The sequence below is a fragment of the Peribacillus sp. P4_B1 genome, from assembly GCF_056402395.1.
Window position 1 is genome coordinate 58,848 of the sequence record NZ_JBFUHM010000006.1, and the last position, 20,407, is coordinate 79,254.

Consider the following 20,407-nt stretch of genomic DNA (forward strand, 5'->3'; position numbering starts at 1 on the left):
GATGGTGTTGAGGCGGCCATTAATCACCTATGTGAAATCAATTGGGAATGTTATGTGGACCATGATTTACTGAAAAGTTGTTTTTGATCTTATAATCTTTCATAGAACTATAAAGTTTTTCCATACAACGATGTAAAAAGTTTCTTTTTTATCTGACAATAAGTACAATTATAGATGTAGAAAATGGAAAAGGAGTTTTTAAATGATGAGTGATTTTCAAAAGAATTTAGAAAAATATGCAGAACTGGCCGTTAAGGTCGGCGTTAATATCCAAAAAGATCAAACCCTGGTTGTAAACACTACATTAGAGGGAGCTGACCTTGTGCGTCTCATCGTAAAAAAAGCATATGAGAACGGCGCGCGGAATGTCATCGTTAATTGGAATGATGATATCGTTGCACGTACCAAATATGAACTGGCTCCGGATGAGGTGTTCCACGAGTATCCAAAGTGGCGGGCAGAAGAAACGATTGAACTTGCGGAAAACGGAGCTGCGTATCTGTCCGTCATCTCCTCAAGCCCTGACTTATTGAAAAGTGTACAACCTGAAAGGATTGCCAACTTCCAAAAGGCATCCGGGACTGCTCTGAAGAAGTGGCGTCAGTATATGCAATCGGATAAAGTAAGCTGGTCCATAGTCGCCGTCCCTTCCAAGGCTTGGGCTGATAAAGTATTTCCTGAAGAAGCAGAAGGAAAACGCGTTGATATGCTATGGGAAGCCATTTTCAAGGCAGTTCGTGTTGATGTGAAGGATCCTGTAGAGGCTTGGAAAAAACACGATGATACCCTGCATGAAAAGGTTGATTATTTAAATGATAAGCATTACCAAAAATTGCATTACACGGCTCCTGGAACCGACCTGACAATCGAGTTGCCTGACAAACACCTTTGGGTCGGAGCAGGAAGCGTTAACGTACAGGGTCATGAATTCATGGCTAACATGCCAACCGAAGAAGTGTTTACGGTTCCATTGAAAACAGGTGTTAACGGTACGGTTTCCAGTACGAAACCTCTTAGTTATGGCGGCAACATCATTAATAATTTTTCCGTAACCTTTAAGGAAGGACGGATCATTGAAGTAAAAGCTGAAGAAGGGGAAGAAATCCTAAAACAATTGGTTGAAACGGATGAAGGTTCACACTATCTTGGGGAAGTGGCACTCGTTCCATTCAACTCACCGATTTCCCAATCGAATGTTTTATTCTTCAATACATTATTCGATGAAAACGCGTCAAACCATCTCGCTATCGGCAGCTCCTATGCTTTCTGTATTGAAGGCGGAAAAAATATGAGTCCAGAAGAGCTTGCAGAAAATGGGCTGAATGAAAGCCTTGCACATGTCGATTTCATGATTGGATCCGTGAAAATGAACATCGACGGCATCAAACAGGATGGCACTTCAGAACCTGTCTTCCGTAATGGGGATTGGGCGTTTTAATTAAAGCGTTGATATAGAGGGGTTTTTAAGGTCCATAGCCTTGAGTTGTCAAAGAATTGGTCACATCACATTTCATTAGATTTAAACAAATTATCCATCTCATTGGCCACGTGTTTCTGCATACTAGGAAGCACGTGGCTATAAAGTGTACAGTTTATTTTGGAAGTCCCTTTAAATAGTCACCTGTTGATGCTCTTTAATTAATTTGTCTAGTGTTGGTCTTGATCCACCTAATTCCTTTGCAAGCTGAGAATTCTCGAATGGTATATCTTTTATATTGCTTGTCGAAGTCTGGAATCAATACTTCTTTCCTTCCTTACAACTTTCCTGCTGCTTTACCTATATGATACTCATGGAAAACAAGCCATTTATATACAGGTTATGAATAAAATTTTGTATATAAACAGCTTATTAAATATTTGTGTTATTGAACTCAAACCAGCGTCTAATAAGGCAAATGTTCATTTTAAATTAACGTCATGTGCAAAATTAACTAATATTACTTAATGAGGCTAGTAACAACCATGTCCATGATGACCGCCATAACCCATACCGTATCCAGAATGACCGCCATAACCCATACCATAACCAGAATGACCGCCATAGCCCATACCATATCCAGGATGACCGCCATAGCCCATACCATAACCATGATAACCACCATAGCCCATACCGTATCCAGGTTGACCGCCATAACCCATGCCATAACCGCCTAAACCGCCATAACCCATGCCATAACCGCCTAAACCACCATAACCCATACCATAACCAGGATAACCGCCAAAGAATTGTCTTTCCATTTATATCTCCTCCTCAAATTGCTTCAAAAATAGTGTATGTGTCCATATTCAAAAGGGAATAGACATTTGCCTATATTAAAAATTCACAAGTGTTTACAGACAATTAGCCAGTCAAAAAAGGTATGGGGAGAATATGAAGAAGCATTTAGTGGGCAATGGATTAATATTAATTTTCCCGATCCTAAAATTAGTTTTAGGCATCCTCATTCCTTTTATAATATCCGAATGTGCAGAACCTTTTTAAATATGCTCTGTTCAAGGCAAAAGATCTCACAATACGTCCACTTATCACGTTTAGGAAGCTACATAATATATCATTGGAATATCTTGAACACATTTTTTATTCCCAAATATGTTATACTATTAATAAAGAGGGTGCATAAATTGAAAAGCAATAAGTATAATACTGGCGAAACAGTAACTATTCAGGATACTAATGAATCAGTAACCATTAATAAATGGGCATACGTAAAGAACATGAAAAGATATTCTTATACGGTAAAAGAACATCCAACTACTTTTTTCTTTGAAGAAGAATTAAAAAAAGCTTAATAACACGTCCCTAAAACCCTACTCCGCTCAGAGTGGGTTTTTTTATGCCTTCATTTTTTAAAACAATAAAAAACAGACTCCAGTAGAGGAGTCTGTTCATATAGGTTACGATTTAATTTTAAAATTAAGCTTTTTGAACGTTAGCAGCTTGAGCTCCACGAGCACCTTGCTCAACGTCGAAAGTTACTTTTTGACCTTCGTCTAAAGATTTGAAGCCTTCGCTTTGGATAGCTGAGAAATGTACGAATACGTCGTCTCCGTTTTCACGTTCGATAAATCCAAAACCTTTTTCTGCATTAAACCATTTAACTGTACCTTGTTCCATTTTTGTTGCCTCCTAGTGCATAACACACATGTTATTACTATTTTTAACCATTTGGAAAATAACTAGTATCCTCTTCCACAATCAAAAACAATTCTTTATTAGATTAACATGAAATGATTAATATAGCAAATTATCTAGAGATATTTTAAAAATACAAGGATTACATCTTCTTCGCCTTCCTATTGGATAGATTTTTTCAATTGCCCATTTCCCTCTTTCCTTTATTTACTTTATTTATCCAATAGAATGATTCAGATAATGATGAAAGGGTATATCAAATAAGAAACAGTACCATTTCACTTAAAGAGTAAACAGCAAGGAGGTCAATCAATGAAATATTACAAAGTTTCCAATAGCGGTTTTGAAAGCAAGGTTATTGTAGCCTATAGCGGGTATGAGGCACTTGGATTCTATTTAATGGAAATCAATGATCAACTTGGTTTTGTTGATGATATAGATGTGGAAGAAGTAGATCCTGATGAACAAGTCGAGATTTCCTACACCGGGTATCCCGTCTATAAGACACTTAAGGAAATATATCAAGAAAACGATTTTTGGGAAATTCCCAATGTTGTCGTGGAAGTCGAATAATAAAAGAATCCCCCGTCTATAAGGAAAGGGAATTCGGATTATGCCCCTGGGATGGTTATCTCCCAATTAATTCAGTCAAATAATATTTGGTAATAGCAAGATATTCACGGGTATACGATTTCAACAATACCACTTTTGGTGTCTTTGCCGGTATTCCCTTCATGTCCAAGCCTTCTTTTTTTGCTATTTCAACTGCCCGGTAGATATGAAAATCATTACTGACAATCAATCCGGAAGCAGCTTTATCAGGAATGAGTTCTTTTGAGAAAACAATATTTTCGTGAGTTGTTGTAGATTTGTCTTCCATCATGATACGCGCTGCTTCTATTCCATGCGCGATTAGCCCCTGTTGCATTGCCTTTGCTTCCGAAATATCTTCCCCCGGACCTTTGCCGCCAGATACAATAACCACAGTATGTTCATTCGCCGATAAATATTCTGCAGCTTTATCAATCCGGTATTGTAAAGATAATGATGGAACCGAACCTTTGACCCTTGCTCCAAGAATTATGAGGTAATTGGCATTTTCCGGAATTGGCTGGTGAATGCTTTGTTGAATTTTCATATGTAAAAAACCAAAATAACCCAGTAACACCACAAATCCAATTACGCCAAATTTCATCGTCCTCTTCAATGTTTTTCCCCGCTTCGTTTTACTTTCATTATATACCACTTTCCCCTCATTTCCCCTTATAACTAATAATATGGAAGAGCGGGAATCATAATTGACTTCCCGCTCTTCTTCTTATTATAGTGATGACCATTCCAAATCGGATAATCTATTCTGAGACCATATCATCATATATCAACTTTCCAATTTTACTTATTACTTGACGGCTTTCTTCCTCTGATTTCATATCTTCAGTTAGAACTGCAGCATAAACTGTTTGTGTTTCTGACCGAATGATTGCACAATCATGGGCAACTCCCCGAATTCCGCCCGTTTTGCTTGCGACCTTAACTCCTCTGCCCATCAGTGATGGAAGTTTATCCCGTATTTGCTGATTATCAAATACACGCATTATTCTTTCCTGGCTTTCTTTCGTTAAAAAGTCGCCTGTATGTATGGCTTTTAAGCAGGTAATCGTATCTTCCGCCGAAATGGTATTGTCCCGTCCTTCCTTTAATGCCTTAAAATCCTGCATTTTTCGTTCAAGGATGGTATTTTTCAAACCAAGTTCCTTGATGCATCGATTAATTTCATCAATGCCTAACAGGCTCATCATCATATTCGTGGAAGTATTGTCAGAAACGGTTATCATCAATGTCAATAAGTCCTCAACCGTTAAAAATACCTTATTTGATAAGGCATGCAGGACCCCAGATCCGCCGGTCACTTCATTAGGGGGGATGGTCACTGGTTGATTCAAATAGATTTTCTTTTGTTCACTTTGACGATAACCTTCGATGATCATTGGTATTTTGATTAAACTAGCTGATTGAAAGGATTCATTCACGTGATATCCAATAGTCTCTCCTAGACCATTTTCAATTTTATATGCAATTTTCCCATTAAATGATTCAACTAATGCCAAGATATCATGTTCTATGGTTTGTAAGGTCATAAATTCCCTGTTCCTCCTTATTATTTCATTTAAGTCCCTTTAAAAACTCCCTTATACCTTAACTTATTCTACCATGTTAAAAGCAGTACAATCTTCTACGAAATTCCAAATCGAATTAATTTGTATAAAAAGCAAAATAAAAGAGCCTTCGTCTTGAAAGCCCCCTTAAAAAGTGGTATTTATCTTGTTTTAACAGCCCGGCCCTTAACTGGGAATCGTTTCTTCTCAGTTGTATCCACCTGAGTGATTTCACCGTCATGTACGGTTATTATGACGGATCCATATTGTAGATCTTCCAAGCTTGAAATGATATGCCTAAATTTGAATTCTTCTTTCTTTTCCATAATCTCTCCCCTTCACTACTGGTAATAAAGATTCGTTTCATACCTAATGTTAAAAAGAGATCGTACGAACATCACACGTACTCTCCCCGCTTTCCATGTTTTCTTGAGGAACTTGGTTTACCTATCATATCCTCATCATACTTTGCGTATAAGAATAACCAGTTAATAGGAACTCCACATTCCCCTCCCCCCACTATAAAAATAAAAGGCACCCGCCATCTAACAGAAGTAGATGTAAGGGTGCCTTTAGTTGACTAATCGGCAATATTTGAGAGTTGCATATGTTATAGAAAAATACGATTTAAAGCAAAAACCGCATTATTCTTACCAACTAACTTGGTATTTACTAATATAATCCAATTCCCTCGTTTTGTCAATATGAATTAGAATTTTCTGATTAGTATGTGTTTTACATTTTACCTATTTACCACTTTACCAAACTAAACTATTTAAGATATACTATTTTAGTATAAGTTGTCGGTATTAACACACACTTTGTATTTAAGAAAGGTTCGATTATAAATGGTAAATAAAAAATGGGGTTTATTAATTTTGACCACATTCGTAATCGGGAATATGGTCGGCGGCGGAATTTTCATGCTCCCTGCTCAATTAGCACAAGTATCCAGCCCATTAGGGGCCACATTGGCGTGGGTGGTTACTGGACTGGGAGTTTTTCTAATAGCTCTGGTGTTTGGTAACTTGGCAGTCCGGAAACCGGACTTGAAGGCTGGACCTCAAAGTTATGCTCAAGCATTATTTAAATCTCCGGCTAAAGGAAGGGTTTCAGGATATAGCATGGCTTGGGGTTATTGGGCTGCAAATTGGGCTGCGACAGCTTCTGTCATCATTTCATTTGCTGGTTACCTATCAACATTTTTCCCGGTCATGCATAGTACCAAAGTGATTTATACTGCTGGTTCATTTGATCTCGAAGTGGGTAAAGCACTAACATTTGCGGTATGCTCCATTGCACTTTGGGGGATCCAGGCAATCTTGGTAAGAAATTTTAACAGTGCTGGAAAACTGAATCTTTTTGCTACGGTTACCAAAGTGCTTGGATTCTTATTTTTCATCATTATCACGATATTCATCTTCGATTCTTCCAATCTAGGGAACGGTGCTGAATTTTATGATAAAGCAGGTTCAGCCATCTCTTTAGGTGCTCAAGTGAATGCTGCTGCAATTTCAACATTATGGGCCTTCATCGGTATTGAAGCTGCCGTCATGCTTTCAAACCGTGCTAAGTCACAAAATGATGTAAAGAAAGCGACGATTCTTGGTTTACTTATCGCTGTTTCCATTTATATCGGCATTACCTTATTGACGATGGGTGCCATATCTCAAGATGATTTGAAAATATCCCAAAAGCCACTTGTTGACGCACTACAAGCTATAGTTGGTTCAAGCGGCACGTATTTAATGGCCGCTCTTGCCGTCATTTCCTTATTGGGATCAACAATCGGGTGGATTGTCGTTGCATCTGAAGTTCCTTACCAGGCAGCGAAATCAGATCTGTTTCCGGCCTACTTTGCAAAGGCAAACAAAAATGGCACACCCGTCCGTTCTATGACAATAACAAATATCATGACACAGATATTCTTATTCTCCACTATTTCGGGAACGATCCTGGAAGCTTATAAATTCTCAATGATTGTCGCAACACTCGCTTACTTGATTCCTTATCTTGCATCAGTTCTGTACCAGTTAAAGTTAGTCATGACTGGTGAAACATATGACATCATGAAAGGCTCAAGGGTACGTGATGGCATCATCACCATCTTAGCGTTAGTCTACTCGATCTGGGTCATCAAGACCGGTACAGCCGATATGAATACATTCATACTTGGCATTGCCTTATATGTATTTGGAATCGTTCTATACCCACTCTGGATGAGAAAGAAAGCATAAACTTAAACACCTTGGCATTCAAAAGTGCCAAGGTGTTTTATTTATATCTCTTTCATTATCAGTCTAGTCTTCAGCTGAACCATTTCCCCTGAGCTTAGCTCCCGCAATCCAGTCAAATCCGCCGATAAATCCAGATTAGGAGCATTCGTTACCCATGTATATGGTTCCGGACAGACGAACCCCTCCTGATTGAACAATACCCAAAACTTAAAACGTTGATCGCCTTGATAAATGACTTGTATGCCAGCATCTTGATCAGTGAGAACACACTCGTTTTCCAGAGCACTTTCCTCATCATAGCCAAAAAGATCATCAAACCGCCAACCTTCCAAGCTAAATCCATTTTGGATTTCCAACGTATTGGCCGTTTCATGAATTTCACCAGTGGGCAATGACCTTTCATTCAACTCCCATTGTTTATTGACGGGAAGTGATATTCTGCAATCCTCCATTTTGCTCCCTGGTCCAAATGGAAAATTGAATACAGTGTGATAACCTGCTCCCCACGGAAAGGGTTCAATGCCCTTGTTGGTGATTTCCAATTGGATATCCAATGTATCATCCATTAAAGACAAAGACATATTCACAGTGATATCTTGTGGGAAGCTACCTTTTAGATTAGTAAAATCACTGCTTGAAAATTCAGTATTAATGACGATTTCATTCCCGTTCACTTCCTTTTTGCAGACTCGCCACGGCTTGTCATGCAAAAGACCATGAATATGATTGTATTTTCCCATTTCATTGATTGGAAACTTATACGTATTCCCCTTATATGTAAATTGACCATCTTCAATTCGATTGGGAGGAAACAAGATTGGCATACCGTATAATATGGGGTCCTTTTTATAATCTTCCAAACTATCCGGAGTTCGCAGCACCTCAATATCCTTTCGCTTGTACTTCAACGAAAGCAGATTGCTGCCTAAAGATGGTGCAAGCATCGCTTCCACATTTGCATTGCCGAACTTTATGGCCTTTTCATTTAAAAAAATGATATCCTCTATATACCCTGTCACTTATTCTCCCCCTTTGGCTTGAACATATATCCATCCTACTTCCAATGACCACTTTTTGCAACAAATGGAAAATACATTTCTTTCTTAATATTTCCCTGTTTGAATTAAGTGTTGGTAATCTAGGATTTTGCTTAGTTTGCTTTACTATTTTTCTGTTTCTCTTTTATACTTTTTACTGTGCACTGCTCGACTACCGTTACTTTACTAGGTACCTTATTAAATAAAGGCTGTTTTCACATACTTTGTTGCTATTTACGAGGTAGTGAGTTGTGGTTTGATTTCCCCTCCAGATGCTCGCTTTCCTTGGTGCGGGCGGTGAGCCTCCTCGGCGTAAACGCCTGTGGGGTCTCACCTGTCCCGCTGCTCCCGCAGGAGTCTCGCACTTCCGCTCCAATCAGCCTTAAATAGTTTCGTTTTAAAAACAACAATCTTTACGAAAAGAGCCTAAATAAAAAAGGATGCCCTTCACGGCATCCTTTTTCATATTATCGATTACTTTCACTTACTAATGCCACTATGCCCTCTTCATCATCCAAAACAAGTTCAATACCTGAATATGGATCTATATTCAAATATTCATCGAGCCATGAGCGAAGCGCTTCTATCAAGTTGATGGTAATTAACACTTGTTTCCGGCCATCTACAAACGTTTCAGCCGAAAAGCCATAATCATCATCATACATTAACTCCACTTCTACCTCATTAGGTTCTACCTGCTTTTTACGGGCAATGTAAACACAAACCGCATTGATGATATCTTGTTCGGAAATCTTTAGCCTCTCCATGGGTTTGGATCCTCTTTCTTCTTCTTATCTTTGAAGTATGTGAATATTTTACGGATTACAACGATTAATGCAACTACCGCTAACACGTTGATCATTAGTCCAAGTATAGAACCAAGGGCTCCCATATTGGCGAATAGGCCACCAAAAAGTAAACCTGCTAGTCCACCTAGCATAATTCCTTTCATTAAGCCGCCTTTAGAGAATGATTTCCCACTTTTTGTATCAGTCTTTGCTTTATTAGTGGTAGTGACATCGGATTTCTTCGTTTCTTTGTTTTGGAAAATCGATTTATTATTGTTGTTGCTATTAAAGCTTCTTTTCCCAGACTTGTAACCCCTTGCATCGACTGACTCCGAATGATCCTTGAAAACATAAGTGCCGACTGGCGAGAATGCTAGTGTAATTGTAAGTAATGCTGCCATAAATTTTTTCATCATTTTTTTTTGCCTCCGTTTAATAGTATGGAATGTTGTTTCATTATATGTCTTCCCAGATTTACTGAAAGTCCACATCACCTATCCCTTGTTTTATCTTATAGTATTTACGTTTAATATCAAAATAAGTTTCACTTTTCTCGATATTTTTCAAAAAAAATATAAAAAAAAAGCAGGAGCGTTTACTCCCCTGCTTATTAATGAACTATTAATTTACACGAACGACACGGCCATTGAATACCCCTGCCCAATATCCACTATCCATATTAGCGATAGCAACACCTGTTGAACTTTGAGAACCGATAAACTTGCCGCCGCCGACATAAATACCGACATGCCCATCAGTTTTATAGGTATTGAAAAATACTAGATCTCCAGGTTGCATTTGGCTTTTAGATACTTGACGTCCTGCACTTTTCAATGCATCCGTACTTGGTGGAAGGTTCACACCAGCCTGTCTATAAGCCCATGCAACGAACGCTGAACAATCGAATCGGCCGTTAGCAATATCGGAAGCCGTTCTTCCGCCACCAAATTTATATGTGGAGTTACCGATATATTTATACCCTGCTGTAATTGCAGAGCCAGTATTTGCACTGCTTGGCTTACTTGATGTTTCAGTTTTACTCGCTGCAGGTTTATTAGCAAAACTGTTTTTAGATGAATTTGATGATGATGATGATTCACCTTTAGACGAACCTGATTCAGATGCTTCACCTTTAGGCGAACTTGATGATTCTTCACTAGAAGAATTTGATGATTCTTCGCTAGAAGAATTTGAAGAACTCACTTCTTTAGCAGCACGGTCAAGTTCTGCTTTCTCTGATGCTTTACGTTCTTCCTCTTTTTTGATATCTTCACGTATGGATGCTATTTGCGCTTCCAAACCTGCATCTTTATTCTCTAAAGATTGTTTAAGGGCAGCTGTTTCCGATTCCTTCTTTTCACTCTTTGCCTTCATCTTCACAGTTTCTGCTTTTTGATCTGCAATTTGGGATTGCATGCCTTTAAGCTCCACTTCCATATCCTTCAGGCTCTGCAATTTTTCCTCAACAGTCGCTTGTTTTTTTTCTAAGTCAGCTTTATCCGCTTCCTGCTCCTTAAGAATCTGTTGGTCAGCTTCCACAATGGTAGCTACCGCTCCAACACGATTAACGAATTCACCAAAGCTTTTAGAACCTAAAACAACTTCTAGGTAGTCAACGTCTCCACCGCTCTCTTGGAATGAAAGGGCACGCTCTTTCAAGACTTCCTCACGTTTTGCGATTCTTTCTTCCAAAGCTTTAATTTCCTTCTTTAAAGAATCTATGTCTTTTTCGGTGTCATTAATTTCTTGTTTAGTGTTTTTAATTTTTTGGTCATTTTCTTTCATTGCCGTTTCTATCTGGGCAATTTGGGAATTCATTTTCGATTGTTCATTTTTCAATTCCTTAATAACCTGTTCTGCCTCTGAAATATCTGATTGTACTCCTGTGCGTTGCGATTGAATATCCGAGATAGATTCAGCTTTAACCGACGGGATGGCAAAAGCGCTTCCTAAGCCTAGCATAATTGTCGTGTTCAAAACGATAAGTTTTTTCTTCAAACTCATTTCCCCTGCTTTCCTCCCCTTGCATTTCCATCGACCCACATCTTTTTCTCTATGAAAAATAATTAGTCAAAATAAATTGCTGGGAACTCTTCTCTATTTTTTTTACTCATTATGTAATCTTCTAAGGTTGTAATACTATTGAATACATTGCTGAAACTCTTCTATGTTTTTACCTAAGTCGTAGTATATCATCAGATTTTGTCAAATACGTAATAACAATGTTACATTTACATTTCATTTTTAACATAATATATAAAAATTCGACTTTTTCCTGTGATAAACCAACCAATATTTTACATAAGCATCTTCGTTTTTTGATGCAAGACTTTCTATCTAGTGTTTAGAACCAAGGGACCATAGACTATTGGCGGTAAAAACTCACCAAAATCCAAACCGCATATCAACTCTGTAGCTGATGCCAGCTTATAACCTTTCATATAGGGTAGTCACTAATATCCTCATTAAAAACTAAAAAACCGCTCTCAGCGGTTTTTTCGTCAATATTCGACCCATGCTAAATTCCAGCCATATAGTCGACAAAGACTTTCAATTCTTTTGGTCGGACAAACACCCTTTCACCTTTCCTTATTTCCAGATTCATATAATGCTCTTTTGTCAGTTCGATTTCTAGCGGTTCGTTTGTATCCTGACGAATCACTTCTATCCGGACAATGGGGCCAATTGTATGAATGTGATCAATAATGGATGCAATCGAATCCTTTCCTGATGATTCTCTTTCTATTATAAAGTTATGAGCCCTTACATAACCCGTACTCTCTCCATCTTCACTGTCCGGAGCATTCATTTCCACATTCCCAGTTACCAATTTCCCTTGGTGAACGTTGCCCTTAAAAAGATTGACACTGCCGAGAAAATCATAAACAAATGGATTTTTCGGATGATCATACACTTCTTCCGGAGTTCCAATCTGTTCAATTTTCCCTTCATTCATGATAACGACCCGATCAGCAACATCCATCGCCTCTTCTTGATCATGCGTCACGAACACACTCGTAACATTGAATTCATCATGAAGCCTTCTTAGCCAACGCCGAAGTTCTTTTCGAACTTTAGCATCCAATGCCCCGAATGGTTCATCAAGCAAAAGAATATTCGGTTCAACCGCAAGTGCCCTTGCCAATGCTACACGCTGGCGCTGCCCCCCTGATAATTGGGATGGGTAACGATCTTTATAGCCTTCCAGCTTGACGAGCTGAAGCAATTCGGTAACCTTTTGTTCAATCACTTTTTTACTGGGCCTTATTTTTCTAGGGCGGACCTTTAATCCATAGGCAATATTATCAAAAATGGTCATATTACGAAAAAGGGCATAATGCTGAAAGACAAAACCTACATTCCGATCTTTTACATGCTTATGCGTGTAATTCTCTTCATTGAAGAGGATCTTTCCGTTCTCTGCCTGTTCAAGCCCCGCGATGATACGCAATAATGACGTTTTTCCAGATCCGGAAGGGCCAAGAAGGGCTACGAGTTCCCCGCTCTTTATTTCCAAATCGATGTTCTGGAGTGCTTGATAGGACCCGTAATATTTTGTAACATTTTCAATGATGATACTCATTTCCTTCCTCCTAACTCGCTTTGGTTGATTTAAAGTCGGTTTTCCATTCTATGAAACTTTTAATGATCAAGGTTATGATTGCAAAAATGGACATCAGGGATGCAACGGCAAAAGCGGCCGAAAATTGATATTCATTGTATAAGATTTCAATATGAAGCGGCATCGTATTTGTCATCCCCCGTATATGGCCCGATACGACCGATACAGCTCCAAACTCCCCAATTATCCTTGCATTGCAAAGGATGATTCCATATAGAAGTCCCCATTTTATATTGGGAAGCGTCACATACCAAAATGTCTTGAACCCTCCCGCCCCCAGCGTGAGTGATGCCTCTTCTTCAGACGTCCCCTGACTTTGCATGAGCGGGATCAATTCACGCGCAATGAATGGGAAGGTAATGAAAATGGAAGCGATGACAATCCCTGGTATTGAAAAGATCACTTTAATGTCAAAGGTTTGCAGCAATGGACCAAGTGTTCCATGTAGGCCGAACAGAAGGACAAATATCAACCCTGCAATGACGGGTGAAACGGAAAAAGGCAAATCAATCAACGTTATTAAGAAGTTTTTTCCCTTAAAATCATATTTTGTAATTGTCCACGCAACCACTATCCCAAATATGGCATTGAGTGGCAAGGTGATGAGAACAACTATCAATGTTAATTTAATTGCAGCCAATGTATCAGGGTGTGCAATAGCCGCAAAATAAGCTTCAGCACCTTTTTCAAAGGCCTTTACAAAGATTGCGATTAATGGGACAACTAAAAACAAAGTCAGAAATAGCAATACAATGGAAATAAGGACCCACTGTATGGATTTAGGCTCTTTTGTTGTGTTTCTCGTTATAATGACTGGATCATTCGTATTTACAACCACTGAATTATCATGTTCCAACATGTCCCCTCCTACTTCCCTGAATATCTTTTGCCAGTCCACCATTGTAAGATATTGATGGTGAACAAAATTATAAATGTAATAATGAGCATGACGGCTGCTACCGCTGTTGCACCTTCATAATCATACTGTTCAAGCTTTGTCATGATGATCAGCGGGGAAATCTCCGTTTTAAATGGCATATTTCCAGCAATGAAGACAACGGATCCATACTCTCCAAGTGCTCTCGCAAAAGAAAGTGCAAAACCCGTCAATATTGCTGGAATCAATTCCGGAAAGATAATTTTAATGAATGTCTGCATTCGATTCGCCCCTAGAGAAGCAGATGCTTCTTCCATCCCTTTTTCTATATTTTCAAGTACCGGCTGAACCATCCGCACCACGAATGGGAGACCTATAAATATAAGGGCGATGATGATCCCGGTAGGGGTGAAAGCGATTTTAAAGTTGAAAAATTGCCCAATCCACCCGTTCGGTGAGTACAAAGTGGTCAAAGTAATCCCTGCCACAGCAGTCGGCAGGGCAAAAGGCAAATCCACCAGCCCATCGATGATCCGTTTGCCGGGAAACTCATAACGAGTAAGCACCCAGGCAATTAAAACGCCAAAAACTGCGTTCACGAAGGCCGCAGTTAACGCTGATAAAAAACTCAATTTATACGAAGCGACAACCCTTGGTTCAGTTATGGTCGCCCAAAAATCCTGAAATCCCATTGAAAATGTGTTTAGAAAAACCATGGATAATGGAATCAAAACGATGATGGAGAGATACAGCAACGTAAAACCCATCGTCAAACCAAAACCGGGTATAGTCCTCTTTTTCTTCTGTTTACCTTCTGTCATTATATTCATCGCTTCGCCCCAGCTCTTCTTCTTATTATGAAGGAGAAGATGTGTCTATCCATCTTCTCCCCCCTGCTTATTGCGGTTGATAAATTTCGTCAAATGTACCACCGTCATTGAAATGTGTTTCTTGGGCTTTTTTCCACCCGCCAAACGTATCATCAACGGTCACCATATCGATATTTGCAAATTGGTCTTCATATTTAGCGAGTATCTTCTCATCCCTTGGACGATAGAAGTTTTTCGCGGCAATTTCCTGACCGGCATCCGAATATAAGTATTCCAGGTAGGCTTCAGCCACTTCCTTTGTTCCTTTTTTCTCGGCCACCTTGTCAACAACAGCTACCGGTGGCTCTGCTAATATACTGATGGAGGGATTGACAATTTCATATTTGTCATCACCGAATTCTTCAAGTGTTAAATAGGCTTCATTCTCCCAAGCAATAAGTACGTCACCAATTCCCCTTTCTACAAAAGTGGTGGTTGCACCCCGTGCCCCTGAATCCAGAACCTCAACATTCTGATAAAGCTTTTTCATGAAATCCTTAACCTTTGTTTCGTCACTACCGAATTTCTTCTCTGCATATGCCCATGCAGCCAGATAATTCCACCTTGCCCCTCCGCTTGTCTTTGGATTTGGTGTAATGACGGATACATCCTTTTTGATTAGATCATCCCAATCTTTAATGCCTTTAGGGTTATTTTTTTTCACCAAAAATACAATGGTTGATGTGTAAGGTGTCGAGTTTTCCGGTAAACGTTTCTGCCAATCCTCCGCTAATAGGTTACTAGCTTCATAAATGGCATCAATATCATAGGCCAATGCCAATGTAACGACATCCGCTTCCAATCCATCAATAACGGCCCTGCCCTGTTTACCAGACCCGCCATGGGATTGTTGAATCGATACATCCTGACCCGATTCTTCTTTCCAATGCTTCACAAACGCTTCATTGAATTCCTGGTACAATTCACGTGTCGGATCATATGACACATTCAATAGCTCGACTGGCTTTGATGTTCCGTCCCCTTCCGTTTTTTCCGAGTTGCATCCTGCGAGTACACCGAAAGCCAATATCAAACTTGTCAATATCATCAATTTTTTCATGAACTTCCTCCCGTTTTTCACTTTTTGCAACAAAAAAGGCATACTATTCCCTTCTTAATTTTATTCAAGGAGATAGTATGCCTTCAGTTCTCTGATCAGCGAATATTCTGATTTTATGTATCATTACCATAAAACAAAGTATACCAAGTTGTCAACTATGTTTTTGTTTTTCACCAGTCCTTTATTTAAACTTATTCACGTATATAAGGTTAATGCATTTTCCAAACGAAAGGAGCTCGATCCAACGGAGAGATCGAGCCCATTCATCCCCAGCTAACACTAAGGATTTGATTCTTTTTTATATAGCTTATTATCCACAATATACTGATAACACTGATCAGGCAGTAAATATCTTGGTTCCCCTCCCATCGCAAGTTCATCCCTTATATATGTAGAACTAATTTCCATTGAAAGGCCTTTATCTATAAGGTGGAATGTATTGCCATCATCATAATTCCTAAGCAACGGACTTTTCGATATGATTTTTAACATATCGATCCCATCCCGTGCCATGACGATGAATTTATGATTGGCAATCAATTTTTCCCTGAATTTCCATCGTAAGTGTACCGGTAACTCCTGATTGTCAATATCCTCAAGTAAATCTGCACCCATAATGAAATAAACTTCATCCTTTGGATATCGTGATTTAAAATATTCCATCGTATACCAAGTATATTGTTTACTCATTCCAGCGCGTTCATTAATTTCATAATCACTAACTTCGAATAACGGGTTGCCCCCTATTGCGAGCCCAAGCATCTCCCAACGGTGTTCATTGCTCGTTTTCATCTGTTTATCGATACGTCCATTTGCACAAGGCAAAAAAATCACCTTGTCTAGCTTAGCACGATGCGCAATGGTGGATGCTGTCCATAAATGCACATTGGTGACTGGATCGAAGGAAGATCCATAAACTCCAATTTTGCCCATTCCCATATCCCCCTTATCAGCCTATCTTTTTCTCCACGGACCGGACTGCCATCCTCTCTTTCTATTGCAAGCGGCAAAGCAGCCAAATCGTACAACCCAGACTCCACCTCGTCAAGAACAAGCCCTTCCAGGATAGGAATCCCTCCTAAAAAAAGGGGTCAGGTTGCTTTGGCTGGATTTACTTCAACCGGTGGAATCCATCCAGGAAAACGGCTAAGGTCATAGTATAAATCAAGATCAAGTTCGGTAATGTTTTTTCCCTATCCATCAAAATGAAAGGGAGCATCCAATATGGATTCCTAAATGGGTACTCATCCGAATTTCCCCTACATTGACGGATGACCCTTCCGTTAATGAATTCAACCAAAATGAATATTGCGTTTCTCCAGGGCAATATCGCGAACTTTCATTAAGGTGCTGGAAATATCTCCATTGACTCATGCATATTCCCTTCCAGTCAAATCTTACAGCTTGGTCCTTAATGTCCAAAGCTCAGGAAAAAATGGCTGTTCGACCACTTTCTTCAGATAACTTACACCGGATGATCCGCCCGTTCCCGTCTTATTACCGATGATACGCTCTACAGTGCTCATATGATTGAATCTCCAGAATTGTTGCTGACTTCCAATATCAACGAGTTTTTCGGCCAGCTCATACAAATCCCAATATTTATGCACGTCACGGTAAACTGTCAGCCACGCGCTTTCAACACTGGCATTTTCCCGATAGGTTTCAGGCCAATCCCTGTTCAAGACCGATTCATCAACAGGAAGCCCTCTTGCAGCCAATGCCCCTATAGCCGCATCATAAATACTAGGTTTATTCAAATTTGCTTTCATCGACTCATAAAGCTCAGGCTGATGACGGAAAACGGCCAATATTTGCGAATTCTTTTGACCCATCGCAAATTCTATCAACCTGTTCTGAAATGATTGAAACCCTGAAGAGTTTCCTAGTTTCTCCCGGAACTCCATATAATCAGATGGCGTTAAGGTCGAAAGCACATTCCAGGATTGAATAAGTTGCTGTTGGATCCTAGCCACTCTGGATAGCATCTTAAAGGATGGCTCCAAACGTCCTGCCTCAATATGGTCCTTTGCTGCAGTCAATTCATGGAGGATCAATTTCATCCATAATTCACTTGTTTGGTGAATAACGATGAACAACATTTCATCGTGATGACCGGAAAGCCGATGCTGACTTGATAATATTTGATTTAATCGCAGGTAGTCCCCATAGGACATATCCTTATCAAAATCAGTTACCATACCTTCTTCCAATCCATCTTTATCCATTGGTCCCTCATCCATACCATCCCTCTTTCCCTTTACCTTCTTTTGATTTTCGACATTAATAAATAGACGATGCAAAGAAAGACCAGCCAAGGTACACCGAACTGGAGAACGATTTTAAACGGGCCAGTGAACCAAGTAGATACCGTCAAAGCAAACAAAAGTAATGCACCAAGAATCGTTAAATACGGAAAGCCATACATTTTAACCGGTAATTTACGCCCCCCTGATTTCTCCCACCTCTTTCTGAAAAATAAATGGGAGATGAACACCATGAACCAGGTTAAAATGGCACCGAACATCGATACCCCCATCATGAATGCATATGAAGTATCCGGAAGAAGGACCTTTACTCCTGCAGCAAGAAATATGCCCAAAGTGGATATGAGAAGGGCCCTTATCGGGACTCCTTTCCGGCTTACTTTTTGAAATAGGGCTGGAGCCTGCTTTTGCTCGGATAATGAAAATATCATTCTGGTGGAGGCATATAATTGACTATTCATTGCAGATAAAGCCGCCGTTAAAATAATGAAATTCATTATCCCCGATGCTCCAGGAATATTCAGGATTTCCATCACCCTAACAAATGGGCTTTTATCAATACCAGCGGATTGCCAGGGTACAATTAGTAACATGAGCCCGATTGTCAGTACATAAAAAGTGGTAAGCCTTAAGACGGTTGCCTTCAAAGCTTTAGGGACGGCAATATCAGGGTCCTTTGCTTCTCCCGCCGTAACCGCAATCAACTCCGTTCCTAAGAAGCTGAAGAGAGAAATAAATATAGCGACCCAAAGCCCCCAAAACCCAAAAGGCATAAAACCTCCATCATTGGCATAGTTCTCTACACCGATCCCGCTTGAAGGTTCGGCGCCAATCACCACGTAGGCGCCCAGTAGAATGAAAATGACAATGGCGCTAATTTTGATCATTGAAAAAATATACTCAAAATTCCCGAATGTATTGACACTCGTTGCATTTACATAGATGAGCAATGCAGCAAAAAGGAAGATCCAAATGCTTCCTGGTACATCCGGGAACCAATATTTCATATATACAGCGATGGCACTCACTTCGACACCAATGGCCAGGACATTCGCTATCCAATATGAATACCTCACAACAAAACCCGCAAATGGACTTATATATTTTTCAGCAATGGTTCCAAAGGATCCCGATGTTGGATAAGCTACAGTCATTTCCGCCAAACAGCCCATCAATAGAAGGACAATGAATGCACCTATTGCATAGCTGATCAGTACACTTGGACCTGCCGTCGAAATCGCAAGGCCACTTCCCAAAAATAATCCGGTGCCTATTGCACATCCCATGGCAATCATTGTGATTTGATTCGATGATAATTCACGTTGCAGTTTACTTTTCTCCATATGGTGCTCCATTCTAGGCAATGATTCCCCTTTTATTTTCATAGTTTTCATATAACCTGCCATCCATGATCTTTTTAAGGACCTGTACCGTTTCATAAGCTTCCTGAAAAGAGGTATAAAGAGCAACAGGTGCTAGACGAATCATATTCGGTTCACGATAATCGGGTATGATAGCGTCTTGTTTCAATGTTTTACATATTCTTGCAACCTTCTTGATGTTCAATGATGATATGACCTCCCCTTTTTGATTCATCTCTTGGGCTGCCAATTTCAAATCCCTATCCCGATAATTCCGAATCGATTAAATCCATAAGATATTGAGTCAACCTCAAAGATTTTTTCCGGACTTGTTTTATTCCTACTTCCGTAATCATTTCTAGCGAGCCCAAAAGGCCTATGCTTAATATATGGGGGGGCACTTCCCACTTGTCAAACCGATGCGGAATGGCACCCACGGAATGACAGGCATCGAATCCAATCTCGATTATACGCGCATGGGCTTCCTTTGTTAACCTCTGACCGCTACGAAATAAGATCGTCGGAAGTACAATGAACGCTTTTCCTCGTTCATCTCTGCAGATCTACCCTTTCCCAGTGATATCTATGCACTCAAAGCCGCTTCAATTACATGGACTGAATCCTTCGACACATTTAACCCAGGTGAAAAGCCGGGGTGGTAAATTCCATGAAGAAGATGAAATCATTCCGCCAAAATCTTATTCCTGCCAGCTCTTGGTTCAAAAAAGGTGGCCGCAAGCTGATGCAGATTAGCTGTAGTTAACATTGCCATCACTTCATCACCTGCAGCCCCTACCAATTGGGCGCTCAATTCACCCAATCTCTCAAAAAAGTAAATTAGTGCTCGGCACCGTCCGTCCACACATCGATTCCATGCCTTTTCCAATCCACCAATGACTTCTTTAAACTTTTCTAAAGCCCGCTTCGATAAAAGGGCCAATGACTTCGTTGACATATTTATTGATGCCCATGTTCTCCTCGCTTTCTTCCGATCCACTAC

General features: G+C 39.8%; 23 protein-coding genes. 4 read left to right on the forward strand and 19 right to left on the reverse strand.

Translation table 11 applies throughout. The features are described from left to right. Nucleotides 1-205: 205 nt before the first annotated feature. Nucleotides 206-1,438 carry an aminopeptidase gene (locus AC1DVK_RS04985; protein WP_477625976.1) on the forward strand — a complete coding sequence of 411 codons (1,233 nt, stop codon included), beginning with the start codon at nt 206-208 and terminating at the stop codon, nt 1,436-1,438. Nucleotides 1,439-1,950: 512 nt separating this feature from the next. On the opposite strand, the gene AC1DVK_RS04990 is transcribed toward AC1DVK_RS04985, so the two are convergent. Then, nucleotides 1,951-2,238 (reverse strand): hypothetical protein, encoded by a 288-nt coding sequence (locus AC1DVK_RS04990; RefSeq protein ID WP_089364723.1) that lies wholly within the window; start codon nt 2,236-2,238, stop codon nt 1,951-1,953. A 384-nt stretch (nt 2,239-2,622) separates the two neighbouring features. On the opposite strand from AC1DVK_RS04990, the gene AC1DVK_RS04995 reads away from it, so the two are divergent. Continuing rightward, nucleotides 2,623-2,790: a hypothetical protein gene (locus AC1DVK_RS04995; RefSeq protein WP_164855016.1), complete on the forward strand. Its 168-nt coding sequence runs from the start codon at nt 2,623-2,625 to the stop codon at nt 2,788-2,790. Nucleotides 2,791-2,914: 124 nt separating this feature from the next. On the opposite strand, the gene cspC is transcribed toward AC1DVK_RS04995, so the two are convergent. Then, nucleotides 2,915-3,115, reverse strand: coding sequence for a cold shock protein CspC (gene cspC / locus AC1DVK_RS05000; RefSeq protein WP_010331195.1), 201 nt, complete (start codon nt 3,113-3,115; stop codon nt 2,915-2,917). Between the two features lie 330 nt (nt 3,116-3,445). Between cspC and AC1DVK_RS05005 the strand changes: the two genes are divergently transcribed. Then, a complete protein-coding gene (locus tag AC1DVK_RS05005) occupies nt 3,446-3,706 on the forward strand; it encodes a hypothetical protein (protein WP_089364722.1) in 261 nt (86 codons plus the stop codon). A gap of 55 nt (nt 3,707-3,761) precedes the next feature. Here the strand turns inward: AC1DVK_RS05005 and AC1DVK_RS05010 are convergent, their stop codons facing one another. The 3 genes from AC1DVK_RS05010 to AC1DVK_RS05020 form a co-directional block, all read right to left on the reverse strand. Continuing rightward, entirely contained in the window at nt 3,762-4,328 is a 567-nt protein-coding gene (locus AC1DVK_RS05010; protein ID WP_089364727.1) for a YdcF family protein, read from the reverse strand. A gap of 157 nt (nt 4,329-4,485) precedes the next feature. Further along, entirely contained in the window at nt 4,486-5,271 is a 786-nt protein-coding gene (locus tag AC1DVK_RS05015) for a serine hydrolase (protein WP_061462170.1), read from the reverse strand. Nucleotides 5,272-5,450: 179 nt separating this feature from the next. Further along, nucleotides 5,451-5,615, reverse strand: a complete 165-nt coding sequence (locus AC1DVK_RS05020; protein ID WP_081108733.1) for a YezD family protein — start codon at nt 5,613-5,615, stop codon at nt 5,451-5,453. Between the two features lie 522 nt (nt 5,616-6,137). Between AC1DVK_RS05020 and AC1DVK_RS05025 the strand changes: the two genes are divergently transcribed. Beyond that, entirely contained in the window at nt 6,138-7,526 is a 1,389-nt protein-coding gene (locus AC1DVK_RS05025; RefSeq protein WP_061462169.1) for an amino acid permease, read from the forward strand. Nucleotides 7,527-7,567: 41 nt separating this feature from the next. Here AC1DVK_RS05025 and AC1DVK_RS05030 read toward each other — a convergent pair whose 3' ends face one another. The 14 genes from AC1DVK_RS05030 to AC1DVK_RS05095 all read right to left on the reverse strand — a co-directional run bounded on the left by AC1DVK_RS05030 (nt 7,568) and on the right by AC1DVK_RS05095 (nt 20,404). Further along, nucleotides 7,568-8,545 (reverse strand): aldose 1-epimerase, encoded by a 978-nt coding sequence (locus AC1DVK_RS05030; RefSeq protein ID WP_477625977.1) that lies wholly within the window; start codon nt 8,543-8,545, stop codon nt 7,568-7,570. 248 nt (nt 8,546-8,793) lie between these two features. Continuing rightward, nucleotides 8,794-8,970 (reverse strand): hypothetical protein, encoded by a 177-nt coding sequence (locus tag AC1DVK_RS05035; protein WP_477625978.1) that lies wholly within the window; start codon nt 8,968-8,970, stop codon nt 8,794-8,796. Between the two features lie 60 nt (nt 8,971-9,030). Continuing rightward, nucleotides 9,031-9,330 (reverse strand): YxcD family protein, encoded by a 300-nt coding sequence (locus AC1DVK_RS05040; RefSeq protein ID WP_089364719.1) that lies wholly within the window; start codon nt 9,328-9,330, stop codon nt 9,031-9,033. Further along, complete coding sequence (locus tag AC1DVK_RS05045) at nt 9,318-9,764, reverse strand: hypothetical protein (RefSeq protein WP_061466005.1); 447 nt, start codon at nt 9,762-9,764, stop codon at nt 9,318-9,320. Before AC1DVK_RS05045 ends, AC1DVK_RS05040 begins: the two co-directional genes overlap by 13 nt. Nucleotides 9,765-9,972: 208 nt before the next feature. Next, the gene (locus AC1DVK_RS05050; RefSeq protein WP_477625979.1) at nt 9,973-11,349 is read right to left on the reverse strand and encodes a C40 family peptidase; all 1,377 of its coding nucleotides are present in this window, start codon (nt 11,347-11,349) and stop codon (nt 9,973-9,975) included. Nucleotides 11,350-11,869: 520 nt separating this feature from the next. Beyond that, the gene (locus AC1DVK_RS05055; protein ID WP_410860786.1) at nt 11,870-12,934 is read right to left on the reverse strand and encodes a sulfate/molybdate ABC transporter ATP-binding protein; all 1,065 of its coding nucleotides are present in this window, start codon (nt 12,932-12,934) and stop codon (nt 11,870-11,872) included. Between the two features lie 10 nt (nt 12,935-12,944). After that, nucleotides 12,945-13,811, reverse strand: coding sequence for a sulfate ABC transporter permease subunit CysW (gene cysW, locus AC1DVK_RS05060; RefSeq protein WP_477626007.1), 867 nt, complete (start codon nt 13,809-13,811; stop codon nt 12,945-12,947). A 29-nt stretch (nt 13,812-13,840) separates the two neighbouring features. Next, the gene (gene cysT / locus AC1DVK_RS05065) at nt 13,841-14,671 is read right to left on the reverse strand and encodes a sulfate ABC transporter permease subunit CysT (protein ID WP_375166307.1); all 831 of its coding nucleotides are present in this window, start codon (nt 14,669-14,671) and stop codon (nt 13,841-13,843) included. A 76-nt stretch (nt 14,672-14,747) separates the two neighbouring features. Further along, complete coding sequence (locus tag AC1DVK_RS05070) at nt 14,748-15,779, reverse strand: sulfate ABC transporter substrate-binding protein (protein WP_410860785.1); 1,032 nt, start codon at nt 15,777-15,779, stop codon at nt 14,748-14,750. A 279-nt stretch (nt 15,780-16,058) separates the two neighbouring features. Beyond that, a complete protein-coding gene (gene nadD, locus AC1DVK_RS05075; RefSeq protein WP_410860784.1) occupies nt 16,059-16,712 on the reverse strand; it encodes a nicotinate (nicotinamide) nucleotide adenylyltransferase in 654 nt (217 codons plus the stop codon). 464 nt (nt 16,713-17,176) lie between these two features. Next, entirely contained in the window at nt 17,177-18,022 is an 846-nt protein-coding gene (kynA, locus tag AC1DVK_RS05080) for a tryptophan 2,3-dioxygenase (protein ID WP_477625980.1), read from the reverse strand. 17 nt (nt 18,023-18,039) lie between these two features. Beyond that, nucleotides 18,040-19,401: an amino acid permease gene (locus tag AC1DVK_RS05085; RefSeq protein ID WP_089364712.1), complete on the reverse strand. Its 1,362-nt coding sequence runs from the start codon at nt 19,399-19,401 to the stop codon at nt 18,040-18,042. A gap of 1 nt (nt 19,402) precedes the next feature. Beyond that, entirely contained in the window at nt 19,403-19,663 is a 261-nt protein-coding gene (locus tag AC1DVK_RS05090) for a kynureninase/PvdN C-terminal domain-containing protein (protein WP_477625981.1), read from the reverse strand. Nucleotides 19,664-20,089: 426 nt separating this feature from the next. Next, the gene (locus tag AC1DVK_RS05095; RefSeq protein WP_477625982.1) at nt 20,090-20,404 is read right to left on the reverse strand and encodes a hypothetical protein; all 315 of its coding nucleotides are present in this window, start codon (nt 20,402-20,404) and stop codon (nt 20,090-20,092) included. Nucleotides 20,405-20,407: the final 3 nt, after the last annotated feature.